This window comes from Fodinibacter luteus, from assembly GCF_039541575.1.
GTDB classification, from domain to species: domain Bacteria; phylum Actinomycetota; class Actinomycetes; order Actinomycetales; family Dermatophilaceae; genus Fodinibacter; species Fodinibacter luteus.
In genome coordinates this window covers 327,516-346,012 of record NZ_BAABGM010000015.1, presented here as the reverse complement: position 1 = coordinate 346,012, position 18,497 = coordinate 327,516, and the positions used below count along the sequence as shown (strand labels likewise).

Annotated in this window: 15 protein-coding genes; 7 read left to right on the top strand and 8 right to left on the bottom strand. The window is 73.9% G+C overall.

What is annotated here, in order from left to right:
* Positions 1 to 216: 216 nt before the first annotated feature.
* Entirely contained in the window at positions 217 to 1,770 is a 1,554-nt protein-coding gene (locus ABD899_RS13385) for an IS1634 family transposase (protein ID WP_425474966.1), read from the bottom strand.
* 228 nt (positions 1,771 to 1,998) lie between these two features.
* A complete protein-coding gene (locus ABD899_RS13380) occupies positions 1,999 to 2,793 on the bottom strand; it encodes an inositol monophosphatase family protein (RefSeq protein WP_345206806.1) in 795 nt (264 codons plus the stop codon).
* A gap of 141 nt (positions 2,794 to 2,934) precedes the next feature.
* On the opposite strand from ABD899_RS13380, the gene ABD899_RS13375 reads away from it, so the two are divergent.
* Positions 2,935 to 3,924, top strand: a complete 990-nt coding sequence (locus tag ABD899_RS13375) for a DNA topoisomerase IB (RefSeq protein WP_345206804.1) — start codon at positions 2,935 to 2,937, stop codon at positions 3,922 to 3,924.
* Between the two features lie 166 nt (positions 3,925 to 4,090).
* Here the strand turns inward: ABD899_RS13375 and ABD899_RS13370 are convergent, their stop codons facing one another.
* Together ABD899_RS13370 and ABD899_RS13365 are read right to left on the bottom strand one after the other, a co-directional pair.
* Complete coding sequence (locus ABD899_RS13370; protein WP_345206802.1) at positions 4,091 to 5,866, bottom strand: potassium channel family protein; 1,776 nt, start codon at positions 5,864 to 5,866, stop codon at positions 4,091 to 4,093.
* A 9-nt stretch (positions 5,867 to 5,875) separates the two neighbouring features.
* A complete protein-coding gene (locus tag ABD899_RS13365; protein ID WP_345206800.1) occupies positions 5,876 to 6,262 on the bottom strand; it encodes a DUF6394 family protein in 387 nt (128 codons plus the stop codon).
* A 248-nt stretch (positions 6,263 to 6,510) separates the two neighbouring features.
* Here ABD899_RS13365 and ABD899_RS13360 point away from each other — a divergent pair, with 248 nt between their 5' ends.
* The 4 genes from ABD899_RS13360 to ABD899_RS13345 are packed head-to-tail and all read left to right on the top strand — an operon-like array spanning position 6,511 to position 11,365.
* A complete protein-coding gene (locus ABD899_RS13360) occupies positions 6,511 to 7,740 on the top strand; it encodes a glycosyltransferase family 2 protein (RefSeq protein ID WP_345206798.1) in 1,230 nt (409 codons plus the stop codon).
* On the top strand, positions 7,733 to 9,610 hold the full coding sequence (locus tag ABD899_RS13355; protein WP_345206796.1) for a glycosyltransferase: 1,878 nt from the start codon (positions 7,733 to 7,735) through the stop codon (positions 9,608 to 9,610). The genes ABD899_RS13360 and ABD899_RS13355 overlap by 8 nt, the downstream gene beginning before the upstream one ends.
* 7 nt (positions 9,611 to 9,617) lie before the next feature.
* Positions 9,618 to 10,553 carry a lysylphosphatidylglycerol synthase domain-containing protein gene (locus ABD899_RS13350; protein WP_345206794.1) on the top strand — a complete coding sequence of 312 codons (936 nt, stop codon included), beginning with the start codon at positions 9,618 to 9,620 and terminating at the stop codon, positions 10,551 to 10,553.
* Positions 10,550 to 11,365, top strand: coding sequence for a class I SAM-dependent methyltransferase (locus ABD899_RS13345; RefSeq protein ID WP_345206792.1), 816 nt, complete (start codon positions 10,550 to 10,552; stop codon positions 11,363 to 11,365). Before ABD899_RS13350 ends, ABD899_RS13345 begins: the two co-directional genes overlap by 4 nt.
* Before the next feature lie 115 nt (positions 11,366 to 11,480).
* Here the strand turns inward: ABD899_RS13345 and ABD899_RS13340 are convergent, their stop codons facing one another.
* Complete coding sequence (locus tag ABD899_RS13340) at positions 11,481 to 13,229, bottom strand: ABC transporter permease (protein ID WP_345206790.1); 1,749 nt, start codon at positions 13,227 to 13,229, stop codon at positions 11,481 to 11,483.
* A complete protein-coding gene (locus tag ABD899_RS13335; protein WP_345206788.1) occupies positions 13,226 to 14,149 on the bottom strand; it encodes an ABC transporter ATP-binding protein in 924 nt (307 codons plus the stop codon). The genes ABD899_RS13340 and ABD899_RS13335 overlap by 4 nt, the downstream gene beginning before the upstream one ends.
* Positions 14,150 to 14,313: 164 nt before the next feature.
* Here ABD899_RS13335 and ABD899_RS13330 point away from each other — a divergent pair, with 164 nt between their 5' ends.
* Positions 14,314 to 15,354 (top strand): DNA-3-methyladenine glycosylase family protein, encoded by a 1,041-nt coding sequence (locus ABD899_RS13330; protein ID WP_345206786.1) that lies wholly within the window; start codon positions 14,314 to 14,316, stop codon positions 15,352 to 15,354.
* Positions 15,355 to 15,884: 530 nt separating this feature from the next.
* Here ABD899_RS13330 and ABD899_RS13325 read toward each other — a convergent pair.
* A complete protein-coding gene (locus tag ABD899_RS13325) occupies positions 15,885 to 16,979 on the bottom strand; it encodes a coenzyme F420-0:L-glutamate ligase (protein ID WP_345206784.1) in 1,095 nt (364 codons plus the stop codon).
* Entirely contained in the window at positions 16,976 to 17,953 is a 978-nt protein-coding gene (gene cofD, locus ABD899_RS13320) for a 2-phospho-L-lactate transferase (protein WP_345206782.1), read from the bottom strand. Before cofD ends, ABD899_RS13325 begins: the two co-directional genes overlap by 4 nt.
* A gap of 266 nt (positions 17,954 to 18,219) precedes the next feature.
* Between cofD and ABD899_RS13315 the strand changes: the two genes are divergently transcribed.
* Entirely contained in the window at positions 18,220 to 18,495 is a 276-nt protein-coding gene (locus tag ABD899_RS13315) for a WhiB family transcriptional regulator (protein ID WP_345206780.1), read from the top strand.
* Positions 18,496 to 18,497 lie beyond the last annotated feature (2 nt).

The following is an 18,497-nucleotide window of genomic DNA, read 5'->3' as shown; positions in this document are numbered from 1 at the left end:
AGCCCTTCAGCGCCGATGGTACTGCACTGGTGACGGTGTGGGAGAGTAGGACGCAGCCGGACAACCATTCACAGAAAGGGCCCGCCCACCAGCGGGCCCTTTCTCATGCCCGCATGCTGTTGCACGGCATCCCGCGTGCTGGTGCACGACATCCCGCGTGCTGGTGCACGACATCCTGGGTGCTGCTGGAGGGCATGCCTCCCGAGTCGTGCCAATTTAGTGTGTCGCGCTGTCGTGGCCGGTGGCGGTAAGGATGTCTCGGGCTGCGTCGGTGAGTGGGTCGGCCGCGGTGTGGGGGTGCCCGCCGATGGTGAGGGTGATCTGCTGGATCGGGCGGAGTGCGCGCACGACCTTCTTGATGCTCATCCCGGTCTGGTCTTGGAGTCGCCGGGAGATGGCCAGCGCCGCGAACACGATGGTCAGGTGGGCCTCGATCGCGTCTTTGCTGTGGTGAAAGATCGGCCGGGCACGCAGGTCGCTCTTGGACATCCGGAACGACGCCTCGACCTGCCAGAGGTCGTGGTATGAGCTGACGACCTCCCCCGCCGGCATCAGCTCGACGGGGATGTTCGTCACGTACCCCTTCAGGCCCTCGAGCCGGCGCGCCCGGGCCAGTGACGCCTCATCCAGGGTGCGGGCCCCATTGCTGGTCTTGACGAACCGCGGGGTGCGGGCGGCCTTCTCCCCGGCGACGACCGCCTTGGCGCGGTTCTCCTGCAGGGTCAGCGTCCGGGCGTCCCTGGCGGCGCGTTTGGCCGAGTACGCCCACACCGCCCGCCACGACCCCTCATGCTCGCCGGGCTCCCACACCGGTTCCGCCCGCAGCGCGGGGTCGTTGTCGGTGTTGCGGCCTCGGCGCGGGGTGAGGGTGTCGATGACCTGGCCGTCGGTGAACGCGTCTCCGTGCCAGCGGAAGTGCGAGGCCAGGTCGATCGGGGCCTTGGTCACCCTGGACCCGACGATGAACCGCAACCCGGCCTCGTCGAGCTCGCGCAGGTTGGCCGCGGACAGCATCCCGGCGTCAGCGACCACGACCATCCCCTCGATGCTGTGCCGGGCCGCAAACGCGGTGACGATCGGGATGATCGTGGCCGTCTCGGCCTTGTTGCCCTCAAAGCACCCGACCTGCAGCGGGAACCCGCCCCGGTCCACCAGGAGCCCGACCAGGACCTGTGGGTCGACCCGGCGTTCCTTGGAGTAGCCGACCTTGCGCAGGTCGTCCTCGTCCTCAGCTTCGAAGTACAGGGTCGTCACGTCGTACAGCACCAGCGATAGGTCCCCTGCGGTGGAGGCGTGTTCGTAACACGCGGCTGCGAGGGTGTCGCGGTACCCGCGGTCCTGGCAGCGCTTCAACGAGCGGAACATCGTGCGCAGCGAGGCGTGCTCGACACCGATCTCCTCCAAGACCCGCACCGAGTCAGCCTTCGACGTCGGCTCAACAATCCTGGCCAGCACCATCTGCTCGAACGCGTCATCACCCACCGCGTCAAACCCCAGCTCGCGATACCCGCCGGTGAGGACCTGCCACAGCAGCGCGCACCGCTTGCCGGTGATCACGCCACGGCCGACCCGGCCCGCGGGAAGCGTCAGCTCCAGCTCGCCCTGCCCGGGATGCAGCCGGGCCCGCGCGACCTCCAACAGGGCCACCAACTCCGCGGGCGTGCGGGCCGATCCCACGTGCTCAATCACGTTGTCGCGGTCCCCGACACGCTCCGCGATCTGCACCGCCGTGGCCCCCGAAGCTGTCGGGACTTTCCGCACAAACACCACGACCACCGACCCTATCGGCCCGATTAGTGTGTCAACCTCCACCCGGGCAAGCCGCTGACCAGCGCAAATGCTCGCAGCGACCCGGAATCACGCCGCGGTGGCACGAGTCAGGTCCTGGGTGCTGCTGGAGGGCATGCCTCGTTCTGCTGGACGGCATCCCGCGTGCTGGTGCACGGCATCCCGCGTGCTGGTGCACGGCAGAGATCCTGCCGGCCCAGAAGGCCGCCGTCAGCGCTCGAAGGCCCCGTGGACGTGCCGCTGCACAGCGACGTAGGTGGGGTGGTCGACGGCGACGACGACCCCGGGGCGCAGCGACCGCGGCGTGTACGGCGTGCCGTCGGGGTGCCCCACGGTGCCGCCGGCCTCGGTCACGAGGAGTGACCCCGGGACGTGGTCCCACGGGTTGGTGCGGCTGTAGAGGATGTAGTCCGCGGCCCCCTCGATGAGTCGCGGGTAGTCGACCCCGCAGCACACCCAGGACAGCCGCATCCGCGGCAGGCTGCCGAGCCGCTGGTCGCGCATCGACCAGATCGATGTCACCCCCTGCGGCTGCCCGTCGTTCGCGACGGGGGTGGTGTGCTGGCGCACCCCGTCGCGCCACGCGCCGGCTCCGCTCTCCGCGACCCAGCCGACGCCGTGCTCGGGCTGCCAGATCCACGCCCGCACCGGCTGGCCGGCGACGGTCTCCGCCACCATGACGGCGTGGTCGGGGGAGCCGTGGACAAAGTTCTTCGTGCCGTCGACGGGGTCGACGGTGAACGCGTGCTCGGCAGCGAGGTACCGGTCCATGAGCGCGTGGTCAGCGGCGTACGCCTCCTCGCCGAGGACGACGGCATCCGGGTAGGCGGCGGTGAGCCGCGCGGTGATGACGGACTCGGCCTCGCGGTCCGCGACCGTCACGAGGTCGCCGGGGTTCTTCTCCATGACCTCGCCTGCGGCGAGCGACCGGAAGCGAGGTGTGATCACCTCGGCGGAGACCTCACGCAGGAGGTCGAGAACGGCGTCTGTCGACAGGCCCGGCATGGGGTAACCGTCGCACACCCGTCGTGGTCGGCCAAACCCGCACCCGTCCGGGAGTGCGGCGTCCCCGGGATGGCGTGTATCGCCCGAGCCGGCGGGTCGGCGTGCTGGCATAGGGTCACCCGCATGCCGAGGTTGCGACGGGTGACGCCGCAGATGAAGGGGTGGACGCGGCGCCGCGCGGGGCGTGGCTTCGCCTACCTCGACGGCGACGGCGCCCGGCTCCCCGCGCAGGACGTCGAGCGGATCCGCTCCCTGGCCATCCCGCCGGCCTGGAAGGACGTCTGGATCTGCCCGTGGCCCAACGGCCACATCCAGGCGATCGGCACCGATGCGGCCGGCCGACGCCAGTACCTCTACCACCCGGTGTGGCGCGAGAAGCGCGACCAGCTGAAGTTCGACCGGGTCAAGGTGGCCGGTGCCCGGCTGGCCCGCGCCCGGGAGCGGATGATCGAGGACCTGCGGGCGGAGGGGATGCCGCTCGCGCGCGCCGCCGCGACCGCCACCCGCCTGCTCGACCTCGGCTACTTCCGGATCGGCAGCGACGCCTACGCCGATGCCAACGGCTCGTTCGGCCTGACGACCCTCGAGCGCCGGCACGTACGCCGCCGTGGCGCGGACCTCCTCTTCAGCTTCGTCGGCAAGTCCGGCATCGAGCACTCGATCACGATCAGCGACCCGCACGTCATCGAGTCGCTCAACCTCATGCGCCGGCGCCGCGGCGGGTCCGCCCGCCTGCTCGCCTACCGGGGGGAGGCCCGCTGGGCCGACCTCGACGCCTCGGCCGTCAACGCCTACATCGCGCAGATGGTCGCCGAGGACCTCACCGCCAAGGACTTCCGCACCTGGCACGCCACGGTGCTCGCCGCGGTCGCCCTCGCCGAGAGCCCGGAGAGGGGGACCACCAAGGCCTCGCAGAAGCGCGCGGTCAAGGCGGCGGTCGAGGAGGTCTCGGCCTACCTGGGCAACACCCCGACCATTGCGAAGAAGTCGTACATCGACCCGCGGGTCATCGACCAGTACGAGGCCGGGGTGACGATCGCGCCGACCCTGGCCCGCAGCTACCCCGACGAGGCGAAGCGGCAGGCGGCGATCGAGAAGGCCGTCGCCCGCCTCATCGACGGCGCCGACTGACCGCCGCGGGTCACGACCGACACCTGTCGCGGGGCACCGCTGGCTCTCCCGGGTCGGGACCGCCGCCACTCCCGGGTCAGGGCTGCCGGCCCTCGCGGGTCAGGGCTGCCGGCCCTCGCGGGTCAGGGCTGCCGGCCCTCAGTGCCAGCCCGCTGGTCCTCGCGGGTCAGGACCGCTGGCCCTCGCGGGTCAGCACGCGCCACAGCCAGCTCGAGGCGGCGGGCTCGTCGGACAGGCAGTACGCCGCCGAGGCGTCGACGTGCATCGTCGTCTCGAGCGCGCGGCGGGCCGCCGGCCTCCCGGCGAGCAGCAGGCGGTCGTCGTCGTGCAGCGGGTGGTCGTCGGGCGGCGCGAGCTGCGTGCCGTGCCCGCCCTCGACCATGAGGCACACGGCATCCAGCGGCTGGTCGCGGTCGAGCGGGTCGCGCAGGAGGTCCCCGAGCCGCACGTCGTGACCGCCCATCCGGCGCACGACGGCCGGCGCGTCGACGGCATCCAGGGTGACGTGCCACAGCTCGGGGGACCCCTCCCCGCACCGCTCGACGAGCCGGGCGAGCAGGGCCGCCGACCAGTCCTGCCCGAGGTGCGCCGAGGACTCGAGGAACTGCCACAGCATCGGGGCGCCGATGTGCGCGAGCGCCTCCTGCGCGACGACCGCGGTCGGCACGAGGAGCAGGTCGATCGGCAACGCCGCGAACAGGTCGGTGTTCGAGGGCTGGTTCTGGCGGGCCACGACGTACAGGCCCGGGTTGGCCCGCCGCGCCGCGCTGACGAGCGAGAGGTTCGTCGTGTCGTTGTCGGTACCGGCGACGAAGCCGACGGCGCGGTGGATGCCGGCACGGTCGAGCACGTCGTGGCTCGTGCCGTCGCCGACCATGACGTCCTCGACGCCGTCCGGGTCGTCGGGGTCGCCCGGCAGCCCCGCGTCCTTGTCGATGACGACGACCTCGAGGTCCTGGCGCCGCAGGTCGCGCGTCATCTCGCGCCCGAAGCGGCCGTAGCCGTAGATGACCCACAGGCCCGGCTCGACGGCGGGGTGGGCCGTCGGCAACGGGGCGCCCGGGGCGCGGGTCAGCCAGTTGGCCAGCTGCTCGGTGGCGGGGGAGCGCAGCGCGACGGCGAAGTGGTCGCCGAAGCGGTCGAAGGGGTCGATGACCGTGGGGGACCCGAACTGGCGCATCCGCGCGGTGATGCCCGGGGTCGCGCTACGGGCGATGACGGGCACGTCGGGGCGCAGCACCGAGGCGGCCATGGCGATGGCGAGGTTGGCCTCGTCGTCGTCGGTGAGGGCGAGGACCCCGGCGCAGCTCGGGTGGGTCAGCCCCGCCTGGACGAGCACCTGCGGGTTGCGGGCGTCCGCGACGAGGGCGGGGACGTCGGAGACGTACGAGCCGAGGTCGAGGTCGTCGACGGCCTGCTCCGCGCTGTCCACGACGACGAACCGACGACCCAGGTCGTCGAGCCAGGTGCCGAGCAGCTCACCGGTCTGGCCGTGCCCGGCCATGAGCCAGAACGGCTCGCGCAGCCGGGTGACCGAGCGGCGGAAGCGTTGCGCCGCGATCGCCAGCTTGAACGGGCGCGACTGGGCAAGCGAGAGCAGCGAGCCGATCGCGTACGCCCACCCGACGACGGTGAGGTAGATCGACAGGGTCACCCACAGCCGCTGGGCGTCGTTGTAGGCCTGCGGGATCTCGCCGTAGCCGATCGTCGTCGCGGTGTAGCTCATGAAGTAGAACGCCTCGAAGAAGCCCAGCCGCCACGGCCCGTCCTCGGAGCTCCCGGGGATGAGGGTCAGGCCGAGCACACTGACCGAGAAGATCGTGATGAGCACGATGAAGGGCACCCGCATCCGGCGCAGGACGAGGAAGACCGCCTCGGACGACTGCGGCCCGACGGCGGCGCGGACCTCGGCACTGCTCGGCGCCTGCTCCGACCAGGACATCGTGGCGGCCTAGCGGCGGCGGTACGAGACGGTCTCGATGACGAGCAGGACGACCGAGACGAGGTTGGCGAGCAGGGCGCCGCCGGACAGGGACACGACGCTCGCCGTCGACTCGGGCGTGAGGCCCGCTGCGCTGACGTTGTTCGCGTAGACGAGCACGACCGCCGCGGCGATGAGCTGCAGGTCGGCCACGAGGCTCGTCGCGAGGTGGACGGCGCCGATCTGGGTGCGGTCGCCGAACTTGAGCACCGTCGCGATGAGGTTGACGGCGACGGCCGCGAACAGCTCGTAGCGGTTGTGCAGGTTCGGGTCGGCGATGTCGCCGATGAAGAAGCCGAAGTTCAGCGTCGCCGCGAGCAGCACGAAGAAGCCGAAGATCACCTTCTCGAGGTTCACGGGCCTCACCCCTTCGCGCCGGCCGTCGCCCCGATGCTAGGGACGGTCCATCCGCAGGGGTGGGAGCCTCGCCGGGGGAGAGCCACCCCGTTCGGTCGGCTCACCCCAGCCCCACTCCTTGCAGATCACCCACGCCGACGGGCCCGGAACGGGCGGGTTCGGGTGGGAGATGTGCAAGGAGTCGGGGGTGCGGGAGGACGACCGACCGCGACCGGCCGGGACCGCACCCGCCGGTAGGCTCACGGGCGATGAACGAGCACCCGGACGCCGCGCCCACGGGCCCCGCCGACCACGACCCCGACACCGGCCGGGACTCCAGCCGTGACGCCGGCCACGAGGCCCTGCACGCCGCCCCGACCGAGAGGATCTCGGTGCGCCCGGGCGAGTCGGCGGGCCGCAGCGACGACCCCGCCGCACCGACCGAGCGGATCTCGGTGCGCCCGGGCCAGCCGGCGGGCCGCGGCGACGACCCGGCCCGCGCGGCACGCAGCGACGACCCGGCCGGCACGGCATCCGGCGTGAGCGCACCGGGTGCCCGCACCGGTCACCCGGCCTACCCCATCGAGGACGGCACCGCCGGTGCCGGCCCCGCGCCCTACGTGACGATCGTGCTGCCCTGCTACAACGAGGGCGCCCACGTGCTCGAGGAGATCGACCGGATCACCGCGGCGATGACGGCCAGCGAGCTCACGTACGAGCTGCTCTGCATCGACGACGCGAGCACCGACGACACCCTCGACGTGCTCCGCCACGCCCAGCAGCGCTACCCGCACCTGCGGATCCTGCCGTTCCGCCGCAACGGCGGCTCCGGCACCGCGCGGCGGATCGGCACCCAGCAGGCCCGCGGCGAGATCGTCGTGTGGACCGACGCCGACATGACCTACGAGAACGAGAAGATCCCCGACCTCGTGCGCATCCTGCGTGACGACGCCACCTACGACCAGGTCGTCGGCGCCCGCACGACGGAGCAGGGCACCCACAAGTGGGCCCGGGTGCCCGCGAAGTGGTTCATCCGCAAGATCGCCGAGTGGCTCACCAAGAGCCGGATCCCGGACCTCAACTCCGGCCTGCGCGCCTTCCGCCGCGACGTCTCCCTGCCCTACCTGCGCCTGCTGCCGGCCGGCTTCTCGTGCGTCACGACGATCACCATCGCGTTCCTGTCCAACCAGCACGACATCAAGTACGTCGACACGAGCTACGCCAAGCGCGCCGGGGTGAGCAAGTTCCACTTCGTCAACGACGCGTACCGCTACATCCTCCAGGTGCTGCGGATGGTCATGTACTTCGACCCGCTCAAGGTGCTCATGCCGCCCGCGCTGTGGATGGTCGTCATCGGGGTCGTCAAGGCGGTCGTCGACATGGTGCGCCACCCGTTCTACTTCCCGGCGAGCACGGTGCTGCTCATCGTCAGCGGCATCATGATCGCCAGCCTCGCGCTGCTCTCCGACCTCGTCGTGAGGTCGAGAGACGGTGTCTGACACCGCCTCGCTCAGGGTCGCTCTCGTCGGTCCGACCCACCCGTACAAGGGCGGCGTCGCGGCCCACACGACCACCCTCGCCCACGAGCTCGCCGAGGCCGGCCACGACGTCACCCTCGTGTCGTGGAGCCACCTCTACCCGTCGGCGCTCTACCCCGGCGAACAGGCGGTGCCGGGTGGCAGCCCCGACGTCGAGCCCTTCCCGCGCACCCTGCGGGTGCTGTCGTGGGCGCGCCCCGACACGTGGGTGCGCGCCGGGCGACGGCTGCGCGACGCCGACGTCGTCGTCGTCGTCCACGTCCTGCCCGCCGTCGTGCCCGCGCACCTCGCCCTCCTGCGCGCCGCCGGCGCCGGGCGCGCGACCCCGACGGGGCGCGGCCCCCGCAGCGTGCTCGTCGCGCACAACGTCCTCCCGCACGAGGGCCACCCCGGCGACCGCCGCCTCGTGCAGGCCCTCCTCGCCCGCGTCGACGCCGTCGTCGTGCACTCCGACGACCAGGCCCGCCTCGCCGCCTCGCTCGGCGCCGCCCACGTCCGCGAGCTCGAGCTCCCACCGCACCTGCCGGGCGGGGACCCCGAGCCCCGCCCCGAGCACGACGGCCCCGTGCGGCTGCTCTCGCTGGGCATCGTGCGCGACTACAAGGGCGTGGACCTCCTCGTCGACGCCATGCGCGAGGTCCCCGGCCTGACCCTCACCATCGCGGGCGAGCTCTGGGGGGATGCCGGTCGCAGGGTTCGCGAGCTGGCCGCCGATCCGCGCCTCGGCGGCCGCGTCGAGGTGCACCCCGGCTACGTGCCCGCCGACCGGATCGCGGGCCTGCTCGCCCGGCACGACGTCGTCGCGCTGACCTACCGGGCGGCGACGGCATCCCAGAACGCCCTCCTCGCGCTGCGCCACGGCGTGCCGGTGCTCGCGAGCGCCGTGGGCACGTTCCCGGAGCAGGTGCGCGACGGCGTCGACGGGCTCCTCGTGCCACCCTCGGACCGGGACGCCCTCGTGGCCGCGCTGCGCCGCCTCGCCGAACCCGGTGTCGCCGAGTCGCTCCGGGCCGCCGTCCGCCCCCCGGACCTGTCGGGACCGTGGGCGAACTACGTCGGCGGCATCGAGGCGCTCGCGGCGGCCCCCGTCGAGGGCGAGGAGGAGCCGCCGGCCGTGCCGCTCGGGCCGCTCGCCCGGGCCCGCGCGGGCATCGCCGGGCTGCGCGCCCGACGCGGCCCCGTCGTCGACCTGTCGCCCTCCGACATCCCCGAGTGGGTGCGCGCCACCGACCTGCTCGCCGTCGACGCCGACGCCCACGACGCCGTCGGTATCGCTCGCTTCCTCGGGCTCCCGCGGCCGGGGGAGCCCGTCGCCGCGTGGTCGGCGCTCGGCGCGCTCGCCGCGATCCTGCGGATCCGCGACGACGGCCAGCGCTCCTCGGTCGTCGTCGACGAGTCCGGCAGCGGCAGCCCGCTCGGCCGCTGGGCGCGGGCGGTGGGGTTCGCCCCCGTCGAGCTCGAGCTCACCGGGCGCCGGGCCGCCGTCGCGGCGCTCGACGTCGACACCGCGAGCCTCGACGTCATCACCCGACTCCACCCCGGCGGCTGCACGGCATCCGACGTCGACCTCGCGATCGGCCAGGCGTCGTGGGCACTGCGCTCCGGCGGCCTGCTCGTCGTGACGATCCCGATCGGCGACGACGACCCCGACTTCGCCGTCCGCCCGGCCGACGTGCGCGGCATTCTCGCGCGGGCCGACGACCTCGGGCTGCGGCTCGTCGGGGACGTCGACGGCGACGTCCTCGGCCGCATGCACGACGCCCGCCTCGAGGCGGCGGGCGGTGACGCCCCGGCCTACGCCGTGCTCCGGCTGACCTTCCGGCGCCGGTGAGGCGCCGGTGAACCGCTCGCGGGTGCTCGACGTGCTGCGCATCGTGCTGCTCGTCGTCATCCTCGTCGCGGTCGGCATCGCCCTGTGGACGAACTGGGAGGCGGTGAGCGGCGAGCTGCGGCGGCTGAGCTGGCCGGTGCTGCTCGGCGCGTTCGCCCTGACGACGGCTGCGCCCGTGCTCACCCTCATGGGCTGGCGCGTGCTCCTCGCCGACCTCGGGACCCACCTGCCCGCGGCGCCCGCGTCGAGCATCTTCTTCGTCGGGCAGCTCGGCAAGTACCTGCCCGGGTCGGTGTGGACCGTCGTCGCCCAGGCCGAGATGGGCGCGCGGCTCGCGGTGCCCCGGCGCCGGATGGCGGTCGTCGGGCTGCTGTCCATCGGGCTCGCCGTGCTCACCGGCTGCCTGCTCGGCATCCCCGCGGTGCCGCGACTGCTCGACCGCAGCGGCGAGAGCCTGTCGGTGTGGTGGGCCCTGCTCGCCGTCGCCCTCGGCGCGGTGCTGCTGTGGCCCCGGCTGCTCAACGCCCTCATCGCCCGGGGGCTGCGGCTGCTGCGCCGCGAACCGCTCGAGCACGAGCTGTCGGCGCGCGCGGTCGGGCTCACCTCGGCGTGGTTCGTCGCGGCGTGGGTGTCGACGGGTCTCGGCACGTTCGTCCTCGCCCGCAGCGTCGCGCCGGACGCCCCGGCCGGCGAGCTGCTCGTCGCCTGCGTCGGCGGGTTCGCGCTCGCGTCGGCGGCGGGGATGTTCAGCGTCCTCGTGCCGGCCGGCGTCGGGGTGCGCGACGGCATCCTCGCGCTGCTGCTCGTCACGCTCATGCCGCTCTCGGCCGCGACGGCCGTCGTCGTCGTCGCCCGCTTCCTCGCCGTGCTCGCCGACCTCGGCGTCGCGGCCTTCGGCTGGGCGTGGGGGCGGCGCCAGCACCTCCTAGGATCGACGGCGTGAGCGACGACCCGGGCACCCACGGCCGCGAGGAGCAGCTCGCCTACTCCGAGATCATGGCGAAGATGCTCGACGAGCAGGCCCGCCGCAAGAAGGCGGCCAAGATCATCGCCGTCGTCCGGCACGCCCTCGGGGTCGGCTCTCTCGACGGGCTCCGTGCGGTCGACGTCGGCTGCTCGGCCGGGTTCATCGCCGACGAGCTCGCCCTCGCGGGGGCGAGCACGAGCGGGGTCGACATCGACGAGCCGGGGCTCGAGAAGGCCCGGGCCCGCTTCGGTGAGCGCGTCGACTTCCGCCTCGCCCGGGGCGAGGACCTGCCCTTCGACGACGGGTCGGTCGACGTCGTCGTGCTCAACCACATCTACGAGCACGTCGTCGACCCCGAGGCGGTCGTCGCCGACATCCACCGGGTGCTGCGGCCCGGCGGGCTGCTCTACCTCGGCGTCGGGCACCGGTGGCAGGTCATCGAGCCGCACCACCGCCTGCCCTTCCTGTCGTGGCTACCTCGCGGCGCCGCCGACCGCTACCTGCGGGCGACGGGGAAGGGCGAGCACTACTACGAGCGCTACTACACCCCCGCGGGACTGCGCCGGCTCTTCGCCGACTACACGGTCTGGGACTACACGCTCCCGGTGCTCGCCGACCCGCGCACGTTCTCGGCCGACGACAACGTGCCGTCGTGGGTCGAGCGGGTTCCGACGCCGGTGCTCGCCGCCGCACGACCGCTCGCCCCGACGTACGTCTGGGCGGCCTTCGCGGGGGATGCCGTGCCGGCCGGCCCGCCGCTTCGGGTGCCGCCGCGCCGCGTCCACTGAGTCCGCACCACTCCCGCCCCCATGGCGCCGCCCCCGCCCCCGCGGGACGTCCGGCAGGTTGGGGCCTCAGGCCCCCAAGGTGCCGGACGCAAGCGAGGGGCCCGACGGCCAAGGCTCACCGCTGGTCGATGTCGCGGCGCAGGAAGCCGAGCGTGCCGGCGACGCCGAGCACGAGCGTGATGCCGAGCAGCACGATGAGCGGGGTCACCGCGAGGTCCTCGTAGGGCACCCGCGGGCTCGCCTCGATGGGGGAGAGGCTCATCGCCCACTCGGGCAGCTCGAGCAGCATCCCGAAGATCATCGCGAACAGCGCCCAGCTCACGAGGGCCCACGCGAGCATGACGAGCCGCGGCACGAGGCCGAACAGGGCCACGACGACCCCGACGAACACGAGCACGGCCGGCACCCCGACGAGCGAGTGCACGACGAGGTCGAGCGCCCCCGACCAGTCGCCGGTGTCGATGCCGAACCCGATGCCGAGCCCCAGGCCGCCGAGCACCTGGACGACGACCGTCGCGGCGGCGACGACCGCCACCCACGACAGCAGCCAGCGCAGCCGACCGGGCCCGTCGACGACCGCGACGGCGGCGGTCCCGGCATCCTCCTCGTGGTGCAGGTGCAGGGTCGCGGACACCGCGAAGGCCGCCGTGCCGACCGTGAAGTACGAGATCATCGCGGCGAGCAGGCTGTCGCGCACGGCACCGGGGTCGAGGGCCATCCAGTCCTGCATCATGGGCACGTCGGCCAGCGCCTGCTCCATCGTCGTCGTCAGCGCCCCGAAGAGGATGGCGAACGCCGCGAGGCCGGCGCCCCACGCGATGAGGTCGCCGCGCAGCTCGTGCGCCGCGAGGCCGGCCGGGGACGACAGCCAGGGCCGGGCGGTGCTCCGCCCGGCGCGAGAGGGCACGAGGCCGGCGCCGAGGTCGCGCCGTGCGCCGAGCACCGACGCGAGGCCGACGAGTCCCACCGCGGCGGCGAGGGTGAGGGCGAGCGGCCACCACCGCAGCTCGACCCACGGCCGCATCTGCTGCAGCCACGCGAGCGGCGACACCCACGACAGCCACGATCCGTCGACGGGGTCGCGCGCGTCGCCGATGCCGCGCAGCACGTACGACAGGCCGAGCACGGTGAGCGCCATCGCGCTCGCGGGGCGCGCGTGGTCGGCCACCTGGGCGGTGACGGCGGCGAGCGCACCGAAGACCACGCCGGCCGCCGCGATCGACAGGCTGAACGCGACGAGGTCGACCCCTGGCAGGCCGTGGCCCTGGAGCCCGAGGAACATGCCGGTCGCCACCGCGAGGTTGGCCACCGTCATCGAGCCGAGCGCGGCGACGGCCGGCGCGAAGCGGCCGTTCCCGAGCGCCCGGACGAGGTCGCTGCGCCCCGAGTCCTCCTCGGCCCGGGTGTGCCGCACGACGAGCAGGATGCTCATGACCCCGACGGCGAGGAAGGTCATCATCCCGAGCTCGCTCGCGATCATCGACCCGAGGGTGTCGTTGTCGGGTGCGAAGGTCGGGCCGTTGATGAGCACCGCGGCCGGGTTGCCCGCCACCGCGGCCCGCGCCTCCATGCCCTCCGCGCCCCCGTACGCGGACTCGACCGACGGCGCCGTGAACAGGGCCATGCTCGTGAGGCCGACGGTCCACAGCACGATGCGCAGCCGGTCCTCTCGCAGGGCGAGCCGCAGCAGCCGCCGCGACCCGGCATACGGATGCCGTGGGCTCCCGTGCGAGCCGCCCGTCCGGTCCCCGAGGAGGGCCGGACGAGGCGTGCGCCCCTCCGGTGCCCTGGTCCGGTGCGCCGCGGCGTGGCGACCGGGGGCGGGCTTGGTCCCCGAGACGATGCGGGTGCCGTGGGCCGTCATCGGGGGGCCGTCCCTCCGACCGTCGTGTAGTGCCGCAGGAAGAGGTCCTCGAGCGAGGCGCGTTCCCACGTGATGTCGGTGATGTCGAGCCACGTCAGGGCCGAGACGAGGTCGCGGATGTGCTCCGCGTCGGCCTCGAACGTCACGAGGTCGCCGTCGACCGAGAGGTCGTGGATGCCGGGTACCGCCGCGAGGCAGGCGAGCCCACCGGGGCGCCGGAGGTCGCAGCGGGTGCGCAGGGTCACCGTCGACCGGGTGAGGTGGCGCAGCTCGGCGAGGTTGCCGGCCTCGACCGCGCGCCCGTCGCGGATGATCGTCACCGTGTCGCACAGCCGCTCCACCTCGCCGAGGATGTGGCTGCTGAGCAGCACCGTCACGCCGCGGGTGCGCAGCGCGGCGACCTCGTCGCGGAAGGCGGCCTCCATGAGCGGGTCGAGCCCGGCGGTCGGCTCGTCGAGGAGGAAGAGCTCGGCGTCGGTCGACAGCGCCGCGACGAGGGCCACCTTCTGCCGGTTGCCGGTGGAGTAGGCGCGCACCTTCTTCGCCGGGTCGAGCTCGAAGCGCTCGACGAGCCGGTCCCGGCGCGCCGTGTCGACCCGGCCGTGCATGCGGGCGAGCAGGTCGAGCGTCTCACCTCCGGTGAGGCTCGGCCACAGTGCGACGTCGCCGGGCACGTAGGCGAGGCGGGGGTGCAGCTCGACGGCGTCCTGCCACGGGTCCTTCCCGAGCACCCTGGCCGTGCCCCCGTCGGCGCGGATCAGCCCGAGCAGGATCCGGATCGTGGTCGTCTTCCCGGCGCCGTTGGGGCCGAGGAACCCGGTGACCTCACCGGGCTGGACGACGAGGTCGAAGTGGTCGAGCGCCGTCGTGGCGCCGAAGGACTTCGTGAGCTGGTGGACCTCGATGGCGGGAGCGCTCATGGCGGAACTCCTCGGTGCGGCTGCCTCCATCGTCTCGCACCCGGGGCCTGTCGGCGCCGATCGGTGGGGGGAGTCACGCTGTCCGCTCACCCTGTCTGCCGGCCCGTCTACGCTCGTCGGGACGACCCCCGAGGAGATCGTCGGGACGACCCCCGAGGAGAGCCGTGACCGACCCCACCGCCGCTGGCCCCGGTGCCACGAGCGTCGCCGGTGCCGCGGGCGTCGCCGGTGCCATGGCGGATGCCGGTGGGTCCCGGGGCTCGGTGCGGCCTGCGCGTGCCGCGGGGGGCTCCACCCGGGTCGTGCGCACGTCGCGACCGGTGCCGCTCGGGGCGGTGCTCGGCGTCTTCCGGCGTGGGGCAGGCGACCCGACGAGCCACCGGGACGCCGCCGGGTGGTGGTTCGCGTGGCGCACGCCCGACGGCCCGGTCACCCTGCGCCTGTCGGCCCAGCCCACGGCGAGCGAGGTGACGGCCGACGCGTGGGGGCCCGGCGCGGCGTGGGCGCTCGAGCAGGTCCCCGCCCTCCTCGGCGAGCACGACGACCCCACCGGCTTCGCGCCCCACCACTCGCAGGTCGCGCAGGCCTGGCGGGCCCACGGCGGGTGGCGCGTCCCCCGTTCGGGCCTCGTGCTCCAGGCGCTCGTGCCGTCGGTCATCGAGCAGAAGGTCACCGGGCAGGAGGCGTTCGCCGGCTACCGGCGGCTCGTCCGGCGGTTCGGGGAGCCCGCCCCGGGTCCGGGTCGCGAGCTGCGCCTCGTGGTGCCGCCCGACGCGACCGGCTGGGCCGGCATCCCGTCGTGGGAGTGGCTCGCCGCCGGCGTCGACCCGCAGCGCTCGCGCACCGTCGTGCGGGCGGTCCGCCACGCGGGGCGACTCGAGGAGTGCGCCGACCTGCCCACCGACGCTGCGCGCGCCCGCCTCCGGGCGCTGCCCGGCATCGGGCGCTGGACGTGGGCCGAGGTCGCGCAGCGGGCGCTCGGGCTGCCCGACGAGGTGAGCTTCGGCGACTACCACGTCGCCAAGGACATCGGCTGGGCGCTCACCGGCACGCCCGTCGACGACGACGGCCTCGCCGAGCTCCTCGAGCCCTATGCCGGCCACCGCTACCGCGTCCAGCGCCTCCTCGAGCTGTCCGGCGCGTTCCGGCCGCGCCGGGGGCCGCGGATGGCTCCGCGCACGCACCTCCCGGTCCGGGGTCGCTGACCGGCGTGAGGCCCGCGGATGGCTCCGCGCACGCACCTCCCGGTCCGGGGTCGCTGACCGGCGTGAGGCCCGCGGATGGCGCCGCGCACGCACCTCCCGGTCCGGGGTCGCTGAGCGACCCGGGCGCGGTGATCCACGAGTGGTGAAGCCCTCGACGCCGAGCCGACCGTCACCCGCGGATGACCGCCGGCTCGCACCGGGTGCCCCCTCCGGCATCCGGTACGAGACGGCGTCACCGACGACATACGACCTGGCGGGTCGCCAGCACGACGAGGTCCCCCGTCGTCGTCGGGCCCATGCTCGACCCGCGACGGTCGCGGCCCTCGTGGACCGCGACGGATGAGACGCTAGCCGAGTCCGCGGCCCGCTCTCGACCCCGAAAGCCCCGGGCGCGAAACGGTGGCCGAACGGCCCATCCACACCCCCGCCGACCGGCTGATGGGGCGCTGACCTGCAGCGATTCGCTCACTACACCATCGCGCCGGCGCAGCGGACTTTCGCTGCACAACGAACCTGCGACGCCCCGGGGCTCAGCCCCGGGACAGGGCGACGGTGACCGAGCGGACCCCTCGCGCGGTCACCCGGGCACGCAGCCGCTCGCTGTGGGCCGCCACCTCGCAGCGCGTCACGAGCCGCCCGAGCTCGTAGTCGTCGGATGCCGCGAGCGTCACCTCGGCCCTCCCGCTCGCCTCGTCGACACCGACGTCCGCCGACCCCTCCGGCACGTCGTGCAGCGCGAGCGCCACGACCCGCCCGACCCGGGGCCCGAGGTCCTCCTCCGGTCGCGCCGGGACGACCCCGACCTCCGTCGACGCCGCCGACCCCGGTTCCACCCCGAGCGCGGCCCGCACCGCCTCGACGTCGCCGAGCGCGAACCAGTCGCCGGGGCCGGTCCGCACGAGCGAGCGAGCCCCCGGGGCCTCGTCCGCGAACCACCCGGCATCGAGCCCGCGCACCAGGGCCGCGGGGATGCCGTCCGCCTTCCCCTTGACGAGGTCGGCCGCGGCGGCCACCTCGTCCGCGACGGCCCGCACCGTGACCGCGAGCAGGCGGCCGTCGTGGTCGTGTGCACCCCGCAGGTCGTCGAGCACCCTCAGCCCGGCGCTGCCGAGCGCGAGGTCGGCCAGGCCGGCGCGCCACGGCCGCCCCGCGGTGTCGCTGAGCACGACCGCGAGCGGCGCGGACGCCTCGAGGCCGAGCCGGTCGAGCACCGCGCCCCGCAGCCGGGCCGCCTCGGCGTCCGGGTCGTCCGGCAGCACGAGTAGCGCATCCGTCGGGCCGGTGTTCGAGGCGTCGACCCCCGCCGCGGCCATGACCGGTCCGGCCACTGCCTCGACGACCCGGGTCACGTGACCCTCGCCCGCGCGCTCGGCGACGACGCGCACCGTGCCGGCCGCCACGGCATCCTCGCGACTGCCCGTCCACGTGAGCCCGAGCGCCTTCGAGACGACCTTGCTCGAGACGACGAGGCAGTCGCCCGGCTCGACCGCGACCTCCGCGCCGGCGAGGGCGTCGAGCAGCACGGACGCGAGGTCGTCACCCGGGACGACCTCCCCGACCCCGGTGACGGGCACGACGGTGAGGGTTCCCGGGAGCCGGTGCGCCGGCATCCGGGATGCCGTCACGCGCGCCCCGTCTCGGCGAGCCGCAGGGCGTGTGCCGCGATGCGCGCGCTCGCCTCGACGTCGGACATGAGGAGCGGGCCGTCGAAGACCTCGACCCGCGCCCGGCGCAGGGTCGTCGCCGCGTCGGCGGGGTCGACGAGCCAGCCGTCGAGGAAGTCCTCGTAGAGCCCGGCGACGGCCTGGGCGGTCTGCTCGACCCCGATCGCGGCGAGGCAGGCGTCGGCGTGCCCGCGCACCGGGCGTCCCGAGATGAGCGGCGAGACCCCGACGACGGGGGCGTTCGTGCCACGCAGCGCGTCGCGCACCCCCGGCACGCCGAGGACGATGCCGATCGACACGACGGGGTTGCTCGGGGGCAGGAGCACGACGTCGGCGCGGCGGATCGCGTCGAGCACCCCGGGCGCCGGCGTGGCCCGGTCGAGACCGGCGACGACGAACCGCCTGGCGTCGATCGCGGCCTGGTGGCGCACCCACCACTCCTGGAAGTGGATGGCCCGCTCGCTCCCCTCGCCGTCGTCGACGACGACGTGGGTCTCGACCGGCACGTCGGTCATCGGCAGCAGCTCGATGCGGCGCTCGGGCAGCCCCCAGCGGGCGGCGAGGTGGGCCGTCACCTCGCTCAGGGAGACGCCCTGCCCGAGCCACTGTGAGCGCACGACGTGGGTGGCGATGTCGAGGTCGCCGAGCGCGAACCACTGCGGCACCGCACCGTAGGCGGCGAGCTCCGCCTGCACGCGGTGGCTCTCGTCGGCGCGGCCCCAGCCCTGCCCCTCGTGCACGCCGTCGCCGAGCGTGTAGAGCAGCGTGTCGACGTCGGGACAGACCCGCAGGCCGAACAGGGTGATGTCGTCGCCGGTGTTCGCGACGACCGTGATCGTGGAGTCCGCGAGCCCCGGCGTCGTGTCGAGGTGGTGGCGCAGTCCGCGGACGAAGCGGGCGCCGCCGACGCCGCCGGCGATGGCCGTGATGTGCATGGCGGACAGTCTCCCAGCCGCGGCGAACGGGTGGGTGCCCGGGCGGGTGCCCGGGCGGCACCGGGGGTGGGTGAGCGGTGCTGCGAGCCCGAGCCCGCGGCGTCCCGCAGGTGCTCGCAGGAGGATGACTCGCCGACGACTCGCCGGGAAAAGCAAGGTATTTACACCATCCGGCTTGACTCGGAGCGTATGACACGCTTGTAATTCCATGCATGTGCTCCGGCTCTCCATCCGGCGGCACCGGGTCGAGGGTCGAGGAGGGAACGATGCACGAGCTGTATCTGATCGACGGTTTGCTGGACGACGAAGGTGGCGACGAGAGCGGCCTGTCGTGGCAGGAGCGCTCGCTGTGCGCCCAGACCGACCCGGAGGCGTTCTTCCCCGAGAAGGGGGGCTCCACCCGGGAGGCCAAGAAGGTCTGCGTCGGGTGCGAGGTGCGGGCCGAGTGCCTCGAGTACGCCCTCGAGAACGACGAGCGCTTCGGCATCTGGGGCGGCCTGTCCGAGCGCGAGCGTCGCAAGCTCAAGAAGCGTGCGGTGTGACG